We start from the raw sequence: 19,468 nt of genomic DNA, 5'->3' as shown, positions 1-19,468 counted from the left end.
ACACCTACAATTCAATATATATCCATTTATTATTTTTTAAATCAGCCATAAAATAGCCTTCTCCAGATTTAGTAATCCAGAAATTATTTTCAATATCGAACTTTTCTTTTAATTCTTCCTTCTTCTTAATAGGGAATGTAAAGCCTTTAAGTTTATTTTCGTCATTAAAAATCATAGAAATAGGTTGTTGTACTATAGGTACTACAAAGCGATTGTCCTTATTATTTTCTGGAACAAGCCCTTCTGTTACTGTACTATGTTTTTTATGCAAATGACTGTTGAAAAATTCATAAAAATTAATATAGTTATTATGCATGTATGGTGCTAATGATTTAGAACTATGTTCTTCATATAAAGCTGCTGGTTCAAAGAATCGCACTTTATTTTTAGCAACCTTATAATGTTTATTGTCTACATCAATTCTATAATTCTCATTATTTTCAGCAGTAATTGTTACAAAACCATACTGATTTATTTTTTGTTTATTTCCATTTTCCATATCTTCCACAGTAATAGATTCATCTAATACGATAGCGTAACCTAGCATTTCTTCATATGGATCTTTATTTTGGTTTTGTATTGAGGCTTGATCAATATTTTGTCCAATCTGTAACTTCCCAACATTATTAAACATTAAAACTGCCATAAATAATAAGCCAACTACAAATACTGAAAGCCACGTCCAAAATCTAACGAATGCAACAGGTGGTTTCACATGATTATATCTTTCTATACGTTTGAAATTGTATGTTAATTCCGGCGTTCTTGTTCTACTTTTTTTCCAATCAACATCAAAGTTCGCCTTCTCTTGTTCATCTTCCAATGACAATCTATCTTTCTCATGGTCTTTAAATACTGGTAATACTTGATTTAAAGAGCCTTCCATTCTAAGTTGACCATGAGAGACCCAGGCAATGTAATTACTCGTCTGAGCTATACGTTGAACATCATCATCGATCATCACAATTGTTGAATTTTGATTTATGTATTCTTCTGTAAGTCCAATTGCTTTTTCGATAAAAGATTCATCTAAAAATTGTAATATATGATTAAAAATAATAATACTTGCTTTTGAAGTTCTTGCTAATGCAAATAATAATTGTGCATATTGTGAATCAGTTAATCGGTTAACTTTAACATCCGCTTTATCTTCAAGGTGTGCATACCTTATAATTTGCTCTACTTTATGATCCGAAGTTTTATATTGAAACAATATGACTGCATTAGCCACAAACTCATTTACAGAAGTATGTTGCAATAATTTATCTTCAATATCAGCAAAAAACAAGTCTCTTTTTATAACGACTTTTCCCTTATCGGGTTGTATTTCACCACTTAATAAACGCCCTATTAATGATTTAGAAGAACCCGGTTCACCTATTATCCCTAAAGCTTCACCTTGATAGATATGGAGGTTAAAATTATTCAATTCTATATCTTCTTCATCATAACCAAATGGTAAATACCATTTGGAGGATTTTTTATTTCTATAATAATGAGTTACATTTAGTAACTTTAATATAATTGAACTACCCATCCTATCTTCATCCTTCTACAATTTTAATAATGCGAGTGGTAAACCTTCTTCAGGTTCTGAACTTTTAATTCTAAAGCCCCACGCAAAAACGCCTTTTAACCGTTCAACTTTGAAATAGCTTTCTGTGCCATCATTTAATTTGTATATTTTACCTAATTCTACTTTGTTTCTATCTACTAGATAGCTTTCTGCAATAATTACTTTACTTGCATATACGTCATATTCATTAAAAATGCCATTCATTTCTGCTTTACGCATTTTCTCTTTATAACCTTGTATCTCATGACGTAATTCAATTTCACTCATTTCACTCAATTTCTTCTGTTCCATCTACTATTCCACTCTCTTCTAATTTAGCTTTAATTTTATCATATTTATAGCCTTTTCTCATAAGTGCTTCTATTGTTTTATTAATTAATTTTCTACCTGAAAATTTTCTTGAATATTTATTATATGCTTTTTCTAATTCGTTTTGTAATAACTCATCTAATTGTTCTTCAGGTTGTGAAAAATCCATTTCATCCATTACTTCTTTAATTTTCTCAAAAGAATAACCTTTTTGCATTAATGATTGTGTTAATTTCTCTTTTCTTTTTACTAATGGCCCTTTTTTCTGTTTCAAAATTTTATTTGCAACTTTTAATATATCTTCCATAGATTGCTCCTGTTCATAAATCTGGCTATATTCATCAATAATTAATTGTTCAATACCAGCTTCTCGTAATTTTTGTTTATATATTCCAGGACCTTTATCTGTCGTTAAGATTATGGTGTTTTTTAAACTATTCGCATAATCATTATGATCTATGAGCTTTTGCTCATGACAGTAATCTATGACTTTAGCAATAACTGACTCTGAAATTTCTTTCTTTGTAAGATGTTTGATTACTTCATGGTCAGTTCTTTTTCTATATGAAATATATTGAATAGCTGCGTTAACTGCTTGCCTGTATTGTTCATAGCTTTGGATTTCTTCCATATCTTTAGCTTCAACAATTTGACCTTTGTTTAAATTAAAATAGACAAAGGTATCAATATCGATTCCCATTTCAAATTCATCATCTAAATATAGATTAAAACGTTCTTTATTCTTTTTTTGCACTTCTATCTTTGTTATTTTAGGCATATTATTCACTCCACTTATAAGAATAACTTATATTGATTATGAATGGAATTATAGTGTATAGCATATTTGAAATTGCTATTAATCCCTGTATGTATATTTAAATTATAACATCAAAAAAGGAGTAGGATAGAAATCAAAATTTGATTTCGTATTCCCACTCCCACAAAACTGATTAGAAAAAGCTAAAACACTTACATAAGAACTACTTGTCTTCATAAACGAAGTAGTAGTTCTTTAATAGCTTGATATAAGCGCATTTTCAATTCTGTCAACTACTGACAATTTAATAATTGAGGCTGAAACATGTATAAATCATGCACCTACTGAATTTAGACTGTAGTATTCTATTCTCTTAGTTTATTACACGCCGAGTTCTTGGATTGCATTTTCATACTGCTCATCAGTAATATAATCCTGTTGTTTCATTTTCTCTAAATCTATTTTTACACGCTTGATAAAATTATCCGACATGTTATTCACATTGTATACACTTGGTGCATTAATCTTACTAGCTAAAATTGCACTTTGTAATACAGATATTTGAGGTAAATTAGGATTATTTTTATCTGTTGTTACCCCAAAAAAGTGATTTGCTGCTGACTCAACAGTGTATTGATCACTTCCAAAATAAATGTTGTTTACATAAAAACTTAAAATTTCATTTTTATCATACGTTTTTTCTGCGCGATGTGCTACAAATAATTCTTTGATTTTTCTTGTTAGTGATTGTTCATTATCATAATAATAGTTTTTCACTACTTGTTGCGTAATGGTACTTCCACCTTGCACGCTATTCTCACTTATTGTTGAAAATAGTGCGCGTGACGTACCTTTGAAATCAAATCCATTATGTTTATAATATCTTTCGTCTTCCATTGCTATAAATGCACCCTTAGTATAGTCTGGCATATTTGAAACTGAGACGAATGTTTCTTTATCTTCAATACTTCTCAATTCATCAACATCTGCTCGTAAAGAAAATGCATACATTGTAGCTATAAACGCAGCGATTAAAATGATGATAGGTATTAATATCTTTATCAACAAACCTTTTCCTTTTTTCTTTTTTGGTGGTTTATTTACTGGTTGGAAATAGGTATTATGCTGCGGTATATTTGAATTTTTTTGACTGGTTTGTTTTTTAGTTTGCTTATAACGATCGCTTCTTTTCATGCGCTAGCTCCTTTATGTTGCTCTCATATCATTATAAGTGAGTTTATCAATAGTTTAAATGTTTATCTACACCAAATTGAAAATATCAGTCCAAGGGTGTATGTCACGCTACGCATAGAGTTTCATTGTAAGCATATTTCATATATGTTTGGGTTTATTAAGCATTATACAACCATAAGATATGAGGATGGGATATCTATTTATGTCCCATCCTCACCATATATACTATCGCGATAATTATCATTGTAAAATATAAAAACTGGAAAAACCCATAGCGTCAGAATATATCTAAAAGATTGAACTTTAAATTCAACCTATAAAATATAATCATTACCATACGTTTTTCCAGTTATATATTATGGACAATCACGTCCAAAGTTTACGTTAATTAATAAATTTCAATTAATCTGTTAATTGATTTGCAATTTCTCTATTAAAATCATCTAAGTCATCAGGTGTACGACTCGTAACTATATTTTTATCTACAACTACAGATTCGTCTACAACTTGTGCGCCTGCGTTAGATAAATCTTTACGGACATTTAACACTGCTGTTAAAGTACGTCCATTCAAATCATCAGTATCTATTAAAATTTGAGGTCCGTGGCAAATTGCAAATGTTGGAACATCATTTTTTGTGAAATACTTAGCAAATGTACCATATCTACCTTCTGAGTCACCACGTAGATGATCTGGAGAAAATCCACCTGGAATTAATAATCCATCGTAATCTTCTGGCTTAGCATCTGCAATACTAACTTCTACTGTAGCTTTTGCACCATGTTTACCAACAACTTCACTATTCGCTGTATCGCCAATAATTACTGTTTCATGCCCCGCTTCTTCAATTGCTTCTTGAGGGCTTGTTAATTCAACATCTTCAAATTCATTTGTTACTATGATTGCTACTTTTTTAGCCATGTATAATCACCTTTCCTATTTGCGTTCTACATTATGTATAGACGAAATTAAGAAAAGTTAAACATACAGTAGCTCAATCTCACTTATGGACAGACTGAACTTATTCAGATGTGTTTGATACAGTTTTTACTTTTTCTTCTAACTGATCTAATAAACCAATCCACTCATCAATGTCTTCCACTTTTACTTCGTTTGGATTAACTTGGTCTATATCGTCAATAAACTTTTCTAATCTTTCTTTTATTTGATCAATTGTTTGATTTTCATTCATTATCTAATGAGACTCCTTTTTATAAGATATTATTATCCTAACATGGAATTAACAACTTTTGATAGTAGCAGAATAATATTATAACGAAATACTAAGTGTAGTGTTTCAGAGTGTCAACGCGTCTCTGACTTTGTTGACACTCTTTTTGTGCTCGTTGTGCTCAGGCACAATCTTATCTTGTAGTTTTTAGCTAGTGCTTTATTAACTACTCAGTAATCGGCATAAATCACTGCCATTTTAAAAAAATATATAAAGTGATAAAGGTGCATATCGGCTTGTATTAATCCGATATGCACCCTCGATTTGTATTATCCTAATTGTTGCACGCTTGATAAGAACTCAATCGTGCTTTTACTTTCTTCTCTACGTTCTTTCCTTCTCTTGACTCGAGCAGGTGCCGTATCATAAAACCACTTTTCTGTCTGTGATTCTGGATATACTTGAGGTACTTCTATTGGCTTACCATCTTCACCGAGTGCTACAAATGTTAAAAAACTTAATGCTGCTAAATGTCTTTCATTTTTAAGCACATCTTCTATAATAATTTGAACACAGACTTCCATCGAAGATTTTCCCGCATATGAGACCATAGCTTCATAAGAAACTACACCACCTGTTTTAATTGGTTTTAAAAAGTCTACCGAATCAGTTGAAGCTGTGACCACCTGTGAATTACTATGTTTCGTTGCTGTTATAGCAGAAATTTCGTCAATGTTCGCCATCAACATACCGCCAAACATTGTCTTTAAATGATTCGTTTCCTGTGGGAATACTTGTCTCTCTTTAATACTTCGTGCTTCAGACATCGATTTACGTTTTGGTCTTTCCATAATTTAATCAATCCCTTTTCTTTTATCAGACAAAAAGTGAGTGCTCTGAATATAGTAGACTATTTCAGAACACTGACAACTCATCCCTCTCTCTCTATTTTGACCAGTTACCATTTTCGAAGACGAGTTCTTTTTCATCCTCTTGTGTCACGCCATAAATCGTTAAATCTTTACTACCAATCATAAAGTCCACATGAATAAGTGAATCATTTAATCCTTGTGCTAACTTTTCCTCTGTAGTCATTTCTGTACCACCCTCTATATTAAAACCATAAGCTGAGCCTAATGCAATGTGACAAGATGCATTTTCATCGAACAATGTATTATAAAAAATGGTATTGCGGTTAGAAATCGGTGAATCATCAGGTACTAGTGCAACTTCACCTAATCGCTTAGCACCTTCGTCTGTATTTAATAAATCACGTAAAACCTCTTCGCCTTGCTTAGCTTTATAATCAATTACTTCTCCATCTTTAAAAGTTAATGTAAAACCATCTATAATATTACCATTATGACTTAATGGCAATTTATTCGTCACATAGCCATTTACTTTTAATCTATGAGGTGCAGTGAACACTTCTTCAGTTGGAATATTAGCTACAAAGGCTTGACCACCACTCGCATAACTTGTTGCATCTTCCCATATATGACCTTCTGGTAAACCAATTTCTAAATCTGTACCTTCAGAAATATAGTGAAGTGCTTTATAATTTTTACTTTGTAATTTATCTGCATGTTTACTTAGATTAGCAACATGGTCTTTCCAATTAGCCACTGGATCATTTCCATCTACGCGAACGATATCTAATACTTCATCAATGAACGTGTTGTAAGCTGCTTCTTCTGATAGTTCTGGATAAACACGACTTGCCCAAGCTTTTGATGGATAGGCTGCCACACACCATGGAAATTGGTTTTTCTGACTTGCTTCCATATATCCTTTATATGCAGTAGCATACTGTTTTTGGAAAGTTGATAATTTATCACGGTCAATGCCATTTAATAAATCAGGATCTTGTGTTATGAGTGCTAAATTTGCAGCGCCTCTATCTACATAATCCATGCGCTTAGCCACTTCATAATCTTTCACTTCATTACTTTCAAAATGTTCTACTGGTTCATATTCGAATTTTAGGCGAGAAAGTCGATCATCACTATAGTCAACTTTAACATCAGATGCACCTCGTTTATATGCAGCTTCTACTATGTAATGTGTTAATTCAATAGCATCAACACTTGAGCGAATAAATACTGGTTGACCTTCTTGTACATTCATTCCTACACCAACTAAAAGTCCGGCGTATTGTTTTAATTTTTCTTGTAATTGAGTCATATTTATACACTCCTTTTATTTGCGTATTTGACCAAGTGCGTCTGCAATTGCAGCTGCTTCACTTGGTGTAAATGACGCTTTTGATGTTACATATTCATGAATTTCAGCTATTTCTTGCTTATCTGCTTCTTCATATTTATCTGGATCAATCAAGCTTTGATTCACAAGATTTAAACGTTCTCTTATTTCTACTATCATTTGTTCATTAGTATTTGTCACTTCGTTCACCCCTTTTATCAACTTATTTTATCAAATTTACGTTTCTTGTAAAACTTTTATCACAATAATGCTTTAGAAATGATTAAAAAAGCTTTAAAATGGGAATTAGCAATATATAATTTGGAGGTAGTCACATGATTTCAGTAGCATTCGTTTGTTTAGGCAATATTTGTCGCTCACCAATGGCAGAAGCTATTATGCGACAAAGATTACTAGATCGAAAGATAACAGGTTTAAACGTAACCTCTAGAGGTACAGGTGAATGGAACTTAGGTCAGCCACCTCATGAGGGTACGCAAGATATTCTCACTAAAAATGATATACCCTTTGATAACATGATCAGTGAACTATTTAAAGCTGATGATGACTTTGATTATATCATTGCAATGGATCAAAGTAATGTAGAGAATATTAAACAGATCAATTCAAACATTAATGGACAATTGTATAAACTATTAGACTTTAGTGATATGAATGAGACTGACGTACCTGATCCTTATTATACAAATAATTTCGAAGGTGTTTATAAAATGGTACAATCATCTTGTGATAACTTAATTGATTTTATAGTTAAAGATGCAAATCTAAGAGAGGGGTAAAACATCATGCAAAATAAATTAATTCCAGGAATTCTATTAGGTGCCGTAATTGGAGGCGCAGCAACATTGGCTGACAAATCAACTCGCCAATCATTAAAACAATCAATTAAAGATAGAAAAGAAGGCAATCGTTCTCAAAAACCTTCAGCGATCAACAACGTAAAAGACGAGATAGTATATTGGAAAGATGTGGTAGAAGAAATTCGCCGTAATAATCCAGAATTAGAACGTTCTTTAAAAGATGCGAAAAATACATTCGTTGAGCGTAAAAACAATCGCTTAAACAATTAATTTGTTTATAGTATAGTATTTTTGATTCCACATGTTTAAATAATTAAATTAAGGCAATACCTAATATTACATGTTTAGGTATTGTCTTTTGTATATAACTTGTAATGTGCGATATTTTAAAAATCTAAAAACAATTTTTAAAAAAGAATATAAACAGTTATTTACCTTCTTTAACTTTTAAAGTATATTAAACAATATACTGAAAATATCAATACATAAGGAGATTTGATATGTCTAAAAAAGAGAAAACAACTTCAAAGTTTCTAAACTCAACTAAAAAGGATGAAGATAAGAAGTCTAAGAAATCAAAAGATGAACAAATCGGGCGTGATCGTACGTATATCACGCCTAATGAATTCAAATCAAAATCACCTAAGAAAGACAATCAAGAATTCTTTGTATCACGTATCAATAAACCAGCAAAATATACAAAAAACCCTAATTTTTTCTCTTATCTTATTTATAGAATAGGTAAAGATGATGCATCCGGTTTATCTGCACAATTATCCTATTACTTCATGTTGTCACTGTTCCCTATGCTCCTATTCTTATTATCAATAGTACCTGTAATAGGTGTTGAACAATCAACGATTAGAGATATGATTAAAGAGCACGTCCCACCAGATTATGCAGGACAAGTATCATCAATCATTGGTGATATTATGAGTAATGCTAGTGGCAGTATATTATCTGTAGGTTTGATTTTAGCACTTTGGTCTGCTTCAAACGGTATGACAGCAATTATGAACTCTTTCAACGTCGCATATGACGTTGAAGATAGTAGAAACTTTATTGTTTCTAAATTATTTAGTGTGTTATTTACACTTGCTATGATTATCGTCTTACCTATCGCGCTGATATTACCTACCTTTGGAGAACAAATCGGTTCGCTTTTATTTGGCACACTTGGTTTAGGTGATCAAATTAAATGGATTTTTAATTTAGTACGTGTGGTATTACCATTAATCATTATTTTCATAGCGTTTATGGTTTTATATACGTTAGCGCCAAATGTTAAAATTAAAATGAAATCTGTAATACCAGGTGCAATATTCGCTACGATTGTATTTTTAGGTGGCTCATTCTTATTTGGTATATATATATCAAATTTTGCTAACTATTCTAAAACATACGGTAGTATCGCTGGTATCATTATTTTAATGTTATGGTTATACATTACAGGCTTTATTATTATTATCGGCGCTGAAATCAACGCGATTATCCACCAACGTAAAGTAGTCGCTGGTAAAACACCAGAGGAACATACAATGGCTGAGATAGAAGAGAACGAAACAACTCACGTTGGTAGCGAAGCTGATATCAATGCTGAAAATGAATCCACACATGCTACTGATTCCAATCATAATATTTCAGACTCAAACAACAAAAAATTATAATTTAATATAAACTTTGCTAAATAGCTGATAGGTATCTAAATCATGATGTCTATCAGCTATTTTTGCTTTCTAATTTATATCAGTCCTGTTTAGTATAGAGCCCTTAAAGCACGTAAAAAGACTAAAACCGAAACGTAAATGTCTATCATCTACGTTTCGGTTTTAGCCTTTTGGAAATACTTAAAATAGAATTCATTACTGTATTAAATTATGCTGGAATGCATAAATAACTGCTTGTGTTCTATCTTGTACTTCTAATTTACTTAATATATTACTTACATGTGTTTTTACTGTTTTAATCGTTATGTGTGATGCACTCGCAATTTCTTGGTTTGAGTAACCTTTTGCGATAAGTAATAGAATTTCCATTTCTCGTTCCGTTAACATTTCATATAATTCGGCACGTTGTTTCATTCTATTTCTCATCTTCACAAGCACTTCAGCTTCAAATACAGACTCATTTTTATACGTTTTACGAATAGCCTCGGCTATATCACTAGCACTAGTCGTTTTCAAAATATAGCTGTCTACGCCAGAATCTAAAGCACGATATACTTCATTATCTTCAATGTAACTTGTTAACATTACAACTTTAATATGGGGTAAGTCTTTTTTAATTTGCTCGGTAGCATCGACACCATCCATATCGTCCATAAGCAAGTCCATTAAGATTAAATCTGGATTTAGTTGATGAGCCTTTTCAATCGCATCTTTTCCTGACTGACCTTCCCCTACAATATCAATATCTGGCTGTGTAGATAAGTAACTAGAAATTCCAATTCGAACCATTTCATGATCATCAACAAACAAAACTTTAATCGTCATATGAATCCTCCTTATTTAATGGTGCCTTTACTTCAATTCTTGTACCTGAATCTGGTAAAGAAACAATATGAAACGTTGCACCAATTTCAAGCGCACGTTCTCTCATGTTTTTTAAACCATAACTTTGTTCTACCTTATCATCAACATTGAACCCTTTACCATTGTCTTGAATGCGTAATAATAAGTAATCTGCCATATTAAACAATTCTACTGTTACTTTGGTACCTTTTGAATGTCTCAAAGTATTAGATAAAGCTTCTTGCGTAATTCTGAACAAATGATCTTCAATACCTTTAGGTACTTCAAATTCTTCAATATCATGTACAACTTTCATAGGTACTTTTTTCTTTAAATCAACGACTAAATCTTTAATACCTTCACCTAATGATTTGTCTTTTAATCCAATAGGTCTTAAATGTAATAGTAAAGCTCTCATCTCTAACTGAGAATCTTGTACCATTTTTTCTAATATCGGAATTTGTTGATCTAAAGGTGCTTCTAACTGTGTTTCTTTAATAGCTGAAAGCATCATACTCGCTGCAAATAATTGCTGACTTACTGAATCGTGTAATTCACGTGCAAGCCTTTGTCGTTCATCTTCTATAATCTTTTTAACTTTCACATCATTTATATTATATGATTCATTTGTTAAGTTTTGCGTTTTCATACGTAATTTGTGAACTTCTTGATTTAATGGAACTAACGTTTGATACAATTCAATTGTTTCATTATATAATTCAATGTTTTGATCATTAATACCTACTGTTTGACCTTCAATAGAACGTTCTATTTGGTCTTGTAACCAGTGATTTTGTTGATTTATTTTATATGCTAATACCGATCCTACAATAATACAAAGAAAAATAACTAATAAGTTTAAAAATAGTAAAACTGGTATTCCAAAAATTTGTGTATAAAACATACCTTGAAAATATACTATGTTTACAAATACTTTATCGATAAAAAACAGAGCAAAAAATGTGCTATAAACTAATATCAACATGGATCCTATTGCTCTTATGTAGTGATTCATTTATAAATCACCTCAATATCGCCAATTAGCGTCGAAACATAAATGTTTACAGCATAGTTTTCTTCTTTCGTTTCTTCCACGATTTTAATGTTATTATTTTCTACTTTATAAGAAGTTTCATTAACATAAGCATTCCCATACAAGGCAGTGAAGTTTAAAATAATATTATAATTTAAAGGTACAATAATTTGTACTTTACCTATAATATGTCGTATCACTACAGTATTATTTTCTTTAATATTAGCAGCTTTAGACATATCTATATGAATATCACCTATGCCATGTTGCACTTGTAAGTCTTCCCATTTATATACATATACTGGTGTGCGTTGCTCTCCAAACCATTTTTGTTTAATGAAGTTTGGGGACTCAACTGCTTCATCTGTAGCGACTACTTTAAATGGTTTAAACCTATAAATAATATATCTTATGATTAGCATTATTAAAAAGATAAATAAAATGATAATTGTGTATTTGTTGGATAATAAAGTGAATGCAATCAACAAAGCACCAATCCAAAATGATAAAAGTCCCCGTATTTTATGGAAATACAAATAACCGACATAGGCTAAGATACAGCCAAGTAATAACACGAGTAGGAAACCAATTTTTTCAAAGAATATATAATAAAAATTGGCAATAATCAATAATGTTGTAAAAACAATTAACATCTCAGTCGATATATATTTATGAGTCATGTTTCGCCACCTTTCTTCAAGCGACTAAACTAATGCGTTCGATTAGATCACACTCAGTTTCAATATTAGCTCTCTCTGTTGCTTGTTGTGATAAATCGGCTTCAATACGAGCGTAGTCTGCTTCCATTTCATTTAATTCACATTTTATTTGCTCAATATCTTTATGTTCTATCTCTTCAGCACAATCAATGTACTCTTTATCCAACATATCAATATATTTATTTTCTAATGATAATGTCAGTCTATCAATTAAACTGCCTACATTACCTTTTCTTTCAATTAAGTATTTAATATACATTTCAACACTTCTCAATTTTTTATCAAGAAATCGTTGGTACTCCACTATGCTTGTGCGAAATGTGTGTTTTGTCATTTTTTCTAAATAAGACGTAATATAATTCATAGAATCACCTCATGATCGATTAGACTCTATTATAAAAAATATCCGGAACCATTGGTATAGGCTCCGGAACCATCTTATATTAGGACTTTAGACCGAAACACTATCTAATCTATTTTAGTAGTTAACACTGGTCCATCTTTGGTAACGATGACAGTATGCTCAATTTGAGCAACAAAACTTTTATCTTTTGTTTCAAATGCCCATTCATTTTTGCCTTCTGTCACAAATGTTGCTTTTGAAGAAATAAACGGTTCAACTGCAATCACTGTGCCCTCTTTAAGTAAAGTTTTATCCTTGGGATCATAATAGTTCATCACGTGGCTTGGTGCTTCATGAAGTGATTGTCCTACGCCGTGACCTGTTAAATTTTTAATAACTGTTAAATCATTTTTTCGTGCAGTAGCATGGACTGCTTTACCGATTTGACTTAACTTCCCACCTACTTTAACTCTTGTCATAGCCGCATCAAATGCTTCTAACGCTACGTCACAGACTTTTTGTTTCAATGGATTGTCTGCTTCGCCAACGACAAATGAAATGCCTGTATCGGCGTAATAGCCGTTCTTCAATGCTGAAACATCGATATTCACTAAATCACCTTCGCGTATTTTACGTTTGCCTGGAATACCATGCGCTACTTCTTCATTAATACTAATACATGTTTGTCCAGGAAATTTTTCATCATGGATTGGAGCAGAAAGTGCGCCATGTTTTTCAAATAACTCTTTTGCAATATCGTCTAACTCTTTTGTTGTGATACCTGGCTTCGTTTCTGCTTGCATAGTATCTCTAATTAATGCACAAATATAACCAATTTCTTTTAAAGCTGTTAATTCTTCTTCTGTTTTTACGATCATATTATCCCGTTCCTTTTTGTAAATTATATTCTTCCTTATTATAGCAGACTTTTTTTGATATAATAAATTAGAATATTTGAACACGTATAGTTTAACATTTTGATTATATGAATAACATGGCTACTTTCTGTAATTCTGTTAATTCTCTTTTGATACATAACATGACTAGGAGTTTTTTTATGAGCAACAATTGGTATAAAGGACTTATAGGTGCACGAACGATTAAAACGGGGTTGGCTACTTTTTTAACTGCCTTTTTTTGTTTAGCATTAGATTTAAATCCTATTTTCGCAATTTTAACTGCTATTGTCACAATTGAACCCACTGCAAAGGCATCATTAAAAAAAGGATATCGTAGACTGCCAGCTACAGTAATTGGAGCACTCTTTGCAGTTATTTTCACATTTGTTTTTGGTGACGAATCTGCTTTTGCATATGCTTTTAGTGCTACATTTACAATAATATTTTGTACTAAGTTAAAACTTCAAGCTGGAACAACTGTTGCAACATTAACAGCAATGGCTATGATACCCGGTATACATGATGCTTATTTCTTTAACTTTTTCTCAAGATTATTAACTGCAATTATTGGTCTGGTTACTGCAGGTTTAGTCAACTTTGTTGTGTTCCCACCAAAATATTATGACCAACTTGAATCTTCAATAAATGACGTAGAGTCTAAAATGTACGGGCTTTTTCATCACCGTATGCGTCAGTTACTGTTAGGCAAATTTACTAAAGGCGCACCCTACCAACAATTAAATGTATTGTTAGATTTAAATCAAAAAGTTGAGACATTACTTTCTTATCAAAAGGATGAACTGAGCTATCACAAACATCATGATTCAGAATGGATACGTTTAAAATCATTAACAACACGTACACATACAAACAGATTGTTCATCACCCATTTATCAAACTTAGTCTATTTACCTAAAGGCACGCATATCCAATTTACGAATGAAGAAAAAATCTCTATCTTAAGTATTGCTCAAAGTATTAATGACATATACACAACTGGATCTTTTGAACGACAACAACAATCTGCTTCATTATTGAAAACTTCTGTTAAGGGCTTAGATGAATTTGATGATAATCAATTAAAAAGTCACCTTATTTATGAAATTCTATTAATCTATCGTATATTAGACCATCGCTTTGCATAACACTTAGCGTATATAAGTCTTATTCAGTAAAATTTAAAAAGTGGCTGTCAGATTTCCAATTGGATTTCTAACAGCCACTTTATTTTATTAAGCTTATTCTATTTTTGTGTTACACGATTAACGATTACTTGTTTGGCAGCTTCTTCTTCAGTGTTATTTACCTGCTTAGGTGTAAATGGTATACCTTTACGTTCACATGCTTTTTCTAGTAAGTAATCAGTCACTTCATGGTTCTTAGGTAGAATTGGTCCATGTAGATAAGTTCCCAATAGGTTTTTATAATGTATACCTTCTTTAGCATCTTCATCATTATTACCATAACCATGTGTGACATTACCTAATGTGCCATATGGATGGTATGTGCGGCCACCATGATTTTCAAAACCAACAATTGTACCGAATGTGTCGCTCTCAATTACAATATCGCCAGTGAGACGGTCTTTCTGTGACTCAGTATAAAAATCTAAAATATTAAGTCCTTCAAGCTCAGTACCATCAGGCGTAATATATTTACTTCCTAGAAATTGATAGCCACCACAAATTGTCAAACCAGGCATACCGTCTTCAATTACTTCTTTTAATGTCGTTTTGATTTTGCTTAATTCTTTAGTAGCTAGTGCCTGTTCCCTATCACTACCGCCACCAATAAAGAAAATATCACATTGATCAAAAGTAACACCCTCTGTTTCATTTATATCTACAACATTTAATTTAATATCACGCATTTTTGCACGTTGTCTTAGCGCGATAATATTCCCAATATCACTGTATAAATTTAATTTATCAGGCATAAAATGATAAACAGTTAATTCATTCATCTAGCTTTGTCCTCCTCAAAAGAGTGATTTAATTGTTCTAACATAGGTGCTAGAGAAGTATAGTTAGGAATAGCTACTGTAAAGCTTTCCTTATAGTCCATCGTTTTTGCTGTCGCTTTATATATGTCTCTCTCTAAAATGATTGGTGCTTCTACACCTGCTAATTTTAATCTTAACTGCAATTCTTCTGCACGTAGCCCTGTAACAATAATTACTTCGATTTGTTGTTTGGCTAATTTTTCAAAATCAGCATCATAAATCCACGAAGTATCTCTACCGTCAGCTGCATTATCATTCAACCCTAAAACATAAACTTTACTACCTTCTAGTTGTTCTCCTATAGAAAGGCTAGCATTCATTCCGGCAGGGTTTTTGGCAAGGTTAATCATTGCTTCTTTACTGTCTTGTTTAAAGTACTGCATACGTCCATTATTCGACGTATATGTTTCAAATCCACGTTTTATACCTTCATCATTGAGTCCTAATTCTTTTAGTACTGTATAAGCTGCAATCGCATTATAAGCATTAAAGTCTCCCGCAATTTTCATATTGAATGTGGCAGTTCCTACATTTAAATTAATGAAGGGATTTAAATTAAATTCAGACACTTCATATTTAGTATCTTCGCGTTTAAATCCACATTCACAATGATAATGCCCAATTTGATTATACTGAATATAATCATAATGTAATAAACGACCGCAATTTGGACAATAGCGACTCTCGTTCATTGTACTTTGTTCAAATTCATGTGCATGTGCTTTCATCCCATAATATACAACTGTATCACTAGCTATCTTCAATCTACTCACAAATGGATCGTCCGCATTTAACAATAACTTAATCCCTTTATTATTAATTGCATTTGCAATATTATTTACCATAATATCTATTTCCCCAAAACGGTCCATCTGATCACGGAAGAAATTAGTAACCACCATCATTGTTGGTGTTACTTCATTGAGTACTCTTGGAATCGAGCCTTCATCAATTTCAATGACTGCAATTTTTGTACTTTGTTTAATTTGCAAAATAAATGCTGAAGTAATACCTGCAGCCATATTTGCGCCTTCATTATTATGTATGATGTCGACATCATTTACTTTTAATGTATGACCAATTAAATTTGAAGTGGTTGTTTTCCCATTTGTGCCACTTATAAAGACAATTTCATCAACTTGTGATGCTAATTTTCTTAAAATATTTTTATCCACTTTTCTAGCAACTTGACCTGGCAAGTCTGTGCCCTTTTTCCCAGCAGCTTTACTTGCTTGTTTAGCCAATTTTGCTAAGTGGGTTGCAGTCCAATGTCTCATGTACTTCCTCCTTCACTCTTCACTCAAATATTATAACATGATTAAGTTGTATTCCAAACAATTCTCAATTGAAATAATCATGTCTTTTTCCTAGATTATAATTATTATTATTTACTAATGAGAATAGATTTGCTATACTGAAAAAAAACATACATGGAGGCTATTACTTATGTTAAACAAAGAATTGTTAAATGCATTAAATGAACAAATGAACCATGAATATTTTGCAGCACATGCGTATATGGCAATGGCCGCTTTTTGCGACAAAGAATCATACGAAGGTTTTGCAAATTTCTATGTTCAACAAGCAAAAGAAGAAAGATTCCATGGTAAAAAAATATATGATTATATCAATGATCGTGGAGAACACGCTTTATTTGCAACGATTCCTGCGCCAAAATCAGACTTCTCAAGTATCTTGGAAACATTTCAAGATGGCTTAGCGCAAGAACAAGATGTTACACGTAGATTTTATAATTTATCAGATCTAGCTAATCAAGCGAAAGATTATGCCACTATTTCATTCTTGAATTGGTTCTTAGATGAACAAGTAGAAGAAGAAGCGATGTTTGAGACACACCTTGATTACCTAAAACGTATCGGTGATGACAGCAATACACTTTACCTATACGAGAAAGAATTAGCTGCACGTTCATTTGACGAAGAGTAATCTTCATATTAAAACTTAAGTTTATTGTCTCAAAAAACTCATCCCAATATAAATCTGGGATGAGTTTTTATGTTTATTATATGCTTGTAATTTGGCTTGTTAAAGTCTGATTAACTTGACTCTAAGCACATATTTATATAAAGTCATATCATATTCACACATGAGAAAGGAACCTTGCTTAATGAATTCTGACGCATTTATTGCCCTTGATTTTGAAACTGCCAATGGTAAACGTACTAGTATCTGTTCAGTCGGTATGGTCAAAGTTGTTAATCACCAAATCACTGAATCATTTTACACATTAGTCAATCCAAACGATTACTTTTCACAACAAAATATTGCTGTACATGGTATACAACCGAATGAGGTCCATGATGCACCTACGTTTGAAAAAGTATACCCTTTTATGATGCAATTCATTGACGACCTACCAGTTGTCGCACATAATGCTGCTTTTGATATGAGTGTCCTGCATGAAAGTATTAAAGCTATAGGTAGTGATACGCCAAATATGAAATACTTCTGTTCATTACAACTATCAAGAAGAACAATAGAGAACCACCGCTACGGCTTGAATTATATGATGCAATATTATAATTTAGATTTTCATGGTCATCATGATGCATTAAATGATGCAAAAGCTTGTGCAATGATCACATTTCGCCTTTTAAAACACTATGATGATTTAAGTAGTATGCTTAATATTTATGGCAAAGATTTAAAGGATAAAGATTAATAAACTTAGCTTCAAATTTGAACTCACTTTTTAAATATAATCATAAATTGTCATGTTTTCATAAGATGCTTTTTCTAAATTACCTACTGTTACACCTACTAGTCTAATGGGTACATCTGGATCTTTTAATTCTGTATATAAAGTATAAGCTATATTATAAATATCCGTTTCATCTCTGACAGAGTCTCTTAAGCTTCGCTGTTTCGATAATGATTCAAATTTGTGCGTCTTTATTTTTACTGTAACTGTCTTACCGGATTTTTGTAATTTAGCTAAACGTTCTGCTGTTTTATGACTCAATTCCCATATTTTTTGTAATATTTGATCATCATCATTCATATCCGTCGCAAAAGTACGCTCTGTACCAACTGATTTCCTTATTCTTGTTGGTTTAACAGGATTATAATCTATACCTCTCGCTTTGTTATATAGCCCATGGCCTCGTTTACCAAAAAGTCTTATTAATTCTCTTTCGCTTTGTTCGTATAAATCTTTACCATTGTATATTGCGTTATCGTGCATTTTCTGTTTAGAGGCTTTACCCACGCCAGGGAAATCGCCTATATCTAATCCCATTAATATCTCGTGTACATTACGATAATCAATTACTGTTAACCCATTCGGCTTGTTCATTCCGCTCGCCAATTTAGCTAAAAATTTATTATAAGATACCCCAGCTGAAGAAGTTAGTTGTGTAGCTTCAAAAATATCTTTACGTATATATTGAGCAATACTTGATGCGGGTAAATCTGCTCTAACTAGATGTGTAATGTCTAAATACGCTTCATCTAATGATAATGGTTCTACAACATCAGTATAACTTTTGAATATCTTCATAATCTTTTCTGAAGCTGCTTTATATGCTTCAAATCTTGGAGTAACATAAAAACCATTTGGGCATAACTTATGCGCTTGTGCAGTGGGCATTGCAGAATGTACACCATATTTTCTAGCTTCATATGAGGCTGTTGAAACTACGCCCCTACCGCTTGCTTTTCCACCTACAATCACAGGCTTCCCTTTTAACTTTGGATTATCTCTCATTTCTACTTGCGCAAAAAAATAGTCCATATCAATATGGATAATACGTCTTTCTGACAATGCACTCACCTCCTTCATCGTCTATATACAATGAATAATATTAGTTTAATCTTACCTTTTAAAATATGTATTTTCTTTAAATTTGCTCAAGTAACACGAAAAAAGAGTCAGTCATCTCTTATCAGAACAAACGACTGCTAAACGCAAT

At 32.0% G+C, this 19,468-nt stretch carries 23 protein-coding genes; 6 read left to right on the top strand and 17 right to left on the bottom strand.

Annotation, left to right across the window (positions count from 1 at the left end; all coding sequences use genetic code 11):
- Positions 1-4: 4 nt before the first annotated feature.
- The 9 genes from SOJ_RS06085 to SOJ_RS06050 form a co-directional block, all read right to left on the bottom strand.
- The gene (locus tag SOJ_RS06085; RefSeq protein ID WP_002507218.1) at positions 5-1,537 is read right to left on the bottom strand and encodes an ATP-binding cassette domain-containing protein; all 1,533 of its coding nucleotides are present in this window, start codon (positions 1,535-1,537) and stop codon (positions 5-7) included.
- Between the two features lie 15 nt (positions 1,538-1,552).
- The gene (locus SOJ_RS06080) at positions 1,553-1,867 is read right to left on the bottom strand and encodes a YfhH family protein (protein WP_002507217.1); all 315 of its coding nucleotides are present in this window, start codon (positions 1,865-1,867) and stop codon (positions 1,553-1,555) included.
- Positions 1,845-2,663, bottom strand: a complete 819-nt coding sequence (gene recX / locus SOJ_RS06075; protein WP_002507216.1) for a recombination regulator RecX — start codon at positions 2,661-2,663, stop codon at positions 1,845-1,847. Before recX ends, SOJ_RS06080 begins: the two co-directional genes overlap by 23 nt.
- Before the next feature lie 360 nt (positions 2,664-3,023).
- Positions 3,024-3,836, bottom strand: a complete 813-nt coding sequence (gene sgtB / locus SOJ_RS06070; RefSeq protein WP_002507215.1) for a monofunctional peptidoglycan glycosyltransferase SgtB — start codon at positions 3,834-3,836, stop codon at positions 3,024-3,026.
- A gap of 402 nt (positions 3,837-4,238) precedes the next feature.
- Positions 4,239-4,757, bottom strand: a complete 519-nt coding sequence (locus SOJ_RS06065; protein WP_002507214.1) for a type 1 glutamine amidotransferase domain-containing protein — start codon at positions 4,755-4,757, stop codon at positions 4,239-4,241.
- A 100-nt stretch (positions 4,758-4,857) separates the two neighbouring features.
- Positions 4,858-5,028 carry an SE1561 family protein gene (locus tag SOJ_RS14365; RefSeq protein WP_002507213.1) on the bottom strand — a complete coding sequence of 57 codons (171 nt, stop codon included), beginning with the start codon at positions 5,026-5,028 and terminating at the stop codon, positions 4,858-4,860.
- Between the two features lie 308 nt (positions 5,029-5,336).
- Positions 5,337-5,858: an acyl-CoA thioesterase gene (locus tag SOJ_RS06060; RefSeq protein ID WP_002507212.1), complete on the bottom strand. Its 522-nt coding sequence runs from the start codon at positions 5,856-5,858 to the stop codon at positions 5,337-5,339.
- Between the two features lie 94 nt (positions 5,859-5,952).
- Positions 5,953-7,191 carry an aminopeptidase gene (locus tag SOJ_RS06055; protein WP_002507211.1) on the bottom strand — a complete coding sequence of 413 codons (1,239 nt, stop codon included), beginning with the start codon at positions 7,189-7,191 and terminating at the stop codon, positions 5,953-5,955.
- Positions 7,192-7,206: 15 nt separating this feature from the next.
- Positions 7,207-7,389 (bottom strand): DUF1128 family protein, encoded by a 183-nt coding sequence (locus SOJ_RS06050; protein WP_226956897.1) that lies wholly within the window; start codon positions 7,387-7,389, stop codon positions 7,207-7,209.
- 155 nt (positions 7,390-7,544) lie between these two features.
- Here SOJ_RS06050 and SOJ_RS06045 point away from each other — a divergent pair, with 155 nt between their 5' ends.
- From SOJ_RS06045 to SOJ_RS06035, 3 genes are all read left to right on the top strand, one after another.
- The gene (locus SOJ_RS06045; protein ID WP_002507209.1) at positions 7,545-8,009 is read left to right on the top strand and encodes a low molecular weight protein-tyrosine-phosphatase; all 465 of its coding nucleotides are present in this window, start codon (positions 7,545-7,547) and stop codon (positions 8,007-8,009) included.
- A 6-nt stretch (positions 8,010-8,015) separates the two neighbouring features.
- Positions 8,016-8,300, top strand: a complete 285-nt coding sequence (locus SOJ_RS06040) for a hypothetical protein (protein WP_002507208.1) — start codon at positions 8,016-8,018, stop codon at positions 8,298-8,300.
- A gap of 230 nt (positions 8,301-8,530) precedes the next feature.
- Complete coding sequence (locus SOJ_RS06035; protein WP_002507207.1) at positions 8,531-9,697, top strand: YihY/virulence factor BrkB family protein; 1,167 nt, start codon at positions 8,531-8,533, stop codon at positions 9,695-9,697.
- A gap of 195 nt (positions 9,698-9,892) precedes the next feature.
- Here SOJ_RS06035 and vraR read toward each other — a convergent pair whose 3' ends face one another.
- From vraR to map, 5 genes are all read right to left on the bottom strand, one after another.
- Positions 9,893-10,522: a response regulator transcription factor VraR gene (gene vraR / locus SOJ_RS06030; RefSeq protein ID WP_002507206.1), complete on the bottom strand. Its 630-nt coding sequence runs from the start codon at positions 10,520-10,522 to the stop codon at positions 9,893-9,895.
- A complete protein-coding gene (gene vraS, locus SOJ_RS06025; RefSeq protein WP_002507205.1) occupies positions 10,512-11,555 on the bottom strand; it encodes a sensor histidine kinase VraS in 1,044 nt (347 codons plus the stop codon). The genes vraR and vraS overlap by 11 nt, the downstream gene beginning before the upstream one ends.
- Positions 11,552-12,253: a cell wall-active antibiotics response protein VraT gene (gene vraT / locus SOJ_RS06020; protein ID WP_002507204.1), complete on the bottom strand. Its 702-nt coding sequence runs from the start codon at positions 12,251-12,253 to the stop codon at positions 11,552-11,554. Before vraT ends, vraS begins: the two co-directional genes overlap by 4 nt.
- A gap of 16 nt (positions 12,254-12,269) precedes the next feature.
- Positions 12,270-12,656, bottom strand: coding sequence for a hypothetical protein (locus SOJ_RS06015; RefSeq protein WP_002507203.1), 387 nt, complete (start codon positions 12,654-12,656; stop codon positions 12,270-12,272).
- 104 nt (positions 12,657-12,760) lie between these two features.
- On the bottom strand, positions 12,761-13,513 hold the full coding sequence (map, locus tag SOJ_RS06010) for a type I methionyl aminopeptidase (protein ID WP_002507202.1): 753 nt from the start codon (positions 13,511-13,513) through the stop codon (positions 12,761-12,763).
- A gap of 179 nt (positions 13,514-13,692) precedes the next feature.
- On the opposite strand from map, the gene SOJ_RS06005 reads away from it, so the two are divergent.
- On the top strand, positions 13,693-14,679 hold the full coding sequence (locus SOJ_RS06005) for an FUSC family protein (RefSeq protein WP_002507201.1): 987 nt from the start codon (positions 13,693-13,695) through the stop codon (positions 14,677-14,679).
- Positions 14,680-14,777: 98 nt separating this feature from the next.
- On the opposite strand, the gene SOJ_RS06000 is transcribed toward SOJ_RS06005, so the two are convergent.
- On the bottom strand, positions 14,778-15,497 hold the full coding sequence (locus SOJ_RS06000; RefSeq protein ID WP_002507200.1) for a type 1 glutamine amidotransferase: 720 nt from the start codon (positions 15,495-15,497) through the stop codon (positions 14,778-14,780).
- Entirely contained in the window at positions 15,494-16,813 is a 1,320-nt protein-coding gene (locus tag SOJ_RS05995) for a Mur ligase family protein (protein ID WP_002507199.1), read from the bottom strand. Before SOJ_RS05995 ends, SOJ_RS06000 begins: the two co-directional genes overlap by 4 nt.
- Before the next feature lie 169 nt (positions 16,814-16,982).
- On the opposite strand from SOJ_RS05995, the gene ftnA reads away from it, so the two are divergent.
- Complete coding sequence (gene ftnA, locus SOJ_RS05990) at positions 16,983-17,483, top strand: H-type ferritin FtnA (RefSeq protein ID WP_002507198.1); 501 nt, start codon at positions 16,983-16,985, stop codon at positions 17,481-17,483.
- A gap of 181 nt (positions 17,484-17,664) precedes the next feature.
- Complete coding sequence (locus SOJ_RS05985; RefSeq protein WP_002507197.1) at positions 17,665-18,219, top strand: 3'-5' exonuclease; 555 nt, start codon at positions 17,665-17,667, stop codon at positions 18,217-18,219.
- Positions 18,220-18,249: 30 nt separating this feature from the next.
- Here SOJ_RS05985 and dinB read toward each other — a convergent pair whose 3' ends face one another.
- Positions 18,250-19,320, bottom strand: a complete 1,071-nt coding sequence (gene dinB, locus SOJ_RS05980; RefSeq protein ID WP_002507196.1) for a DNA polymerase IV — start codon at positions 19,318-19,320, stop codon at positions 18,250-18,252.
- Between the last annotated feature and the right edge of the window lie 148 nt (positions 19,321-19,468).

It is taken from the genome of Staphylococcus sp. OJ82 (assembly GCF_000294465.1).
Taxonomy (GTDB): domain Bacteria; phylum Bacillota; class Bacilli; order Staphylococcales; family Staphylococcaceae; genus Staphylococcus; species Staphylococcus equorum.
Note: the sequence above shows the minus strand (reverse complement) of the source record. Positions and strands in the feature narration are given on the sequence as shown.

Excerpts from the sequence above, each read along its gene's own strand:
- SOJ_RS06085 (WP_002507218.1), bottom strand. The coding sequence starts at position 1,537 with ATGGGTAGTTCAATTATATTAAAGTTACTAAATGTAACTCATTATTAT.
- SOJ_RS06080 (WP_002507217.1), bottom strand. The coding sequence starts at position 1,867 with ATGGAACAGAAGAAATTGAGTGAAATGAGTGAAATTGAATTACGTCAT.
- recX (WP_002507216.1), bottom strand. The coding sequence starts at position 2,663 with ATGCCTAAAATAACAAAGATAGAAGTGCAAAAAAAGAATAAAGAACGT.
- sgtB (WP_002507215.1), bottom strand. The coding sequence starts at position 3,836 with ATGAAAAGAAGCGATCGTTATAAGCAAACTAAAAAACAAACCAGTCAA.
- SOJ_RS06065 (WP_002507214.1), bottom strand. The coding sequence starts at position 4,757 with ATGGCTAAAAAAGTAGCAATCATAGTAACAAATGAATTTGAAGATGTT.
- SOJ_RS14365 (WP_002507213.1), bottom strand. The coding sequence starts at position 5,028 with ATGAATGAAAATCAAACAATTGATCAAATAAAAGAAAGATTAGAAAAG.
- SOJ_RS06060 (WP_002507212.1), bottom strand. The coding sequence starts at position 5,858 with ATGGAAAGACCAAAACGTAAATCGATGTCTGAAGCACGAAGTATTAAA.
- SOJ_RS06055 (WP_002507211.1), bottom strand. The coding sequence starts at position 7,191 with ATGACTCAATTACAAGAAAAATTAAAACAATACGCCGGACTTTTAGTT.
- SOJ_RS06050 (WP_226956897.1), bottom strand. The coding sequence starts at position 7,389 with ATGATAGTAGAAATAAGAGAACGTTTAAATCTTGTGAATCAAAGCTTG.
- SOJ_RS06045 (WP_002507209.1), top strand. The coding sequence starts at position 7,545 with ATGATTTCAGTAGCATTCGTTTGTTTAGGCAATATTTGTCGCTCACCA.
- SOJ_RS06040 (WP_002507208.1), top strand. The coding sequence starts at position 8,016 with ATGCAAAATAAATTAATTCCAGGAATTCTATTAGGTGCCGTAATTGGA.
- SOJ_RS06035 (WP_002507207.1), top strand. The coding sequence starts at position 8,531 with ATGTCTAAAAAAGAGAAAACAACTTCAAAGTTTCTAAACTCAACTAAA.
- vraR (WP_002507206.1), bottom strand. The coding sequence starts at position 10,522 with ATGACGATTAAAGTTTTGTTTGTTGATGATCATGAAATGGTTCGAATT.
- vraS (WP_002507205.1), bottom strand. The coding sequence starts at position 11,555 with ATGAATCACTACATAAGAGCAATAGGATCCATGTTGATATTAGTTTAT.
- vraT (WP_002507204.1), bottom strand. The coding sequence starts at position 12,253 with ATGACTCATAAATATATATCGACTGAGATGTTAATTGTTTTTACAACA.
- SOJ_RS06015 (WP_002507203.1), bottom strand. The coding sequence starts at position 12,656 with ATGAATTATATTACGTCTTATTTAGAAAAAATGACAAAACACACATTT.
- map (WP_002507202.1), bottom strand. The coding sequence starts at position 13,513 with ATGATCGTAAAAACAGAAGAAGAATTAACAGCTTTAAAAGAAATTGGT.
- SOJ_RS06005 (WP_002507201.1), top strand. The coding sequence starts at position 13,693 with ATGAGCAACAATTGGTATAAAGGACTTATAGGTGCACGAACGATTAAA.
- SOJ_RS06000 (WP_002507200.1), bottom strand. The coding sequence starts at position 15,497 with ATGAATGAATTAACTGTTTATCATTTTATGCCTGATAAATTAAATTTA.
- SOJ_RS05995 (WP_002507199.1), bottom strand. The coding sequence starts at position 16,813 with ATGAGACATTGGACTGCAACCCACTTAGCAAAATTGGCTAAACAAGCA.
- ftnA (WP_002507198.1), top strand. The coding sequence starts at position 16,983 with ATGTTAAACAAAGAATTGTTAAATGCATTAAATGAACAAATGAACCAT.
- SOJ_RS05985 (WP_002507197.1), top strand. The coding sequence starts at position 17,665 with ATGAATTCTGACGCATTTATTGCCCTTGATTTTGAAACTGCCAATGGT.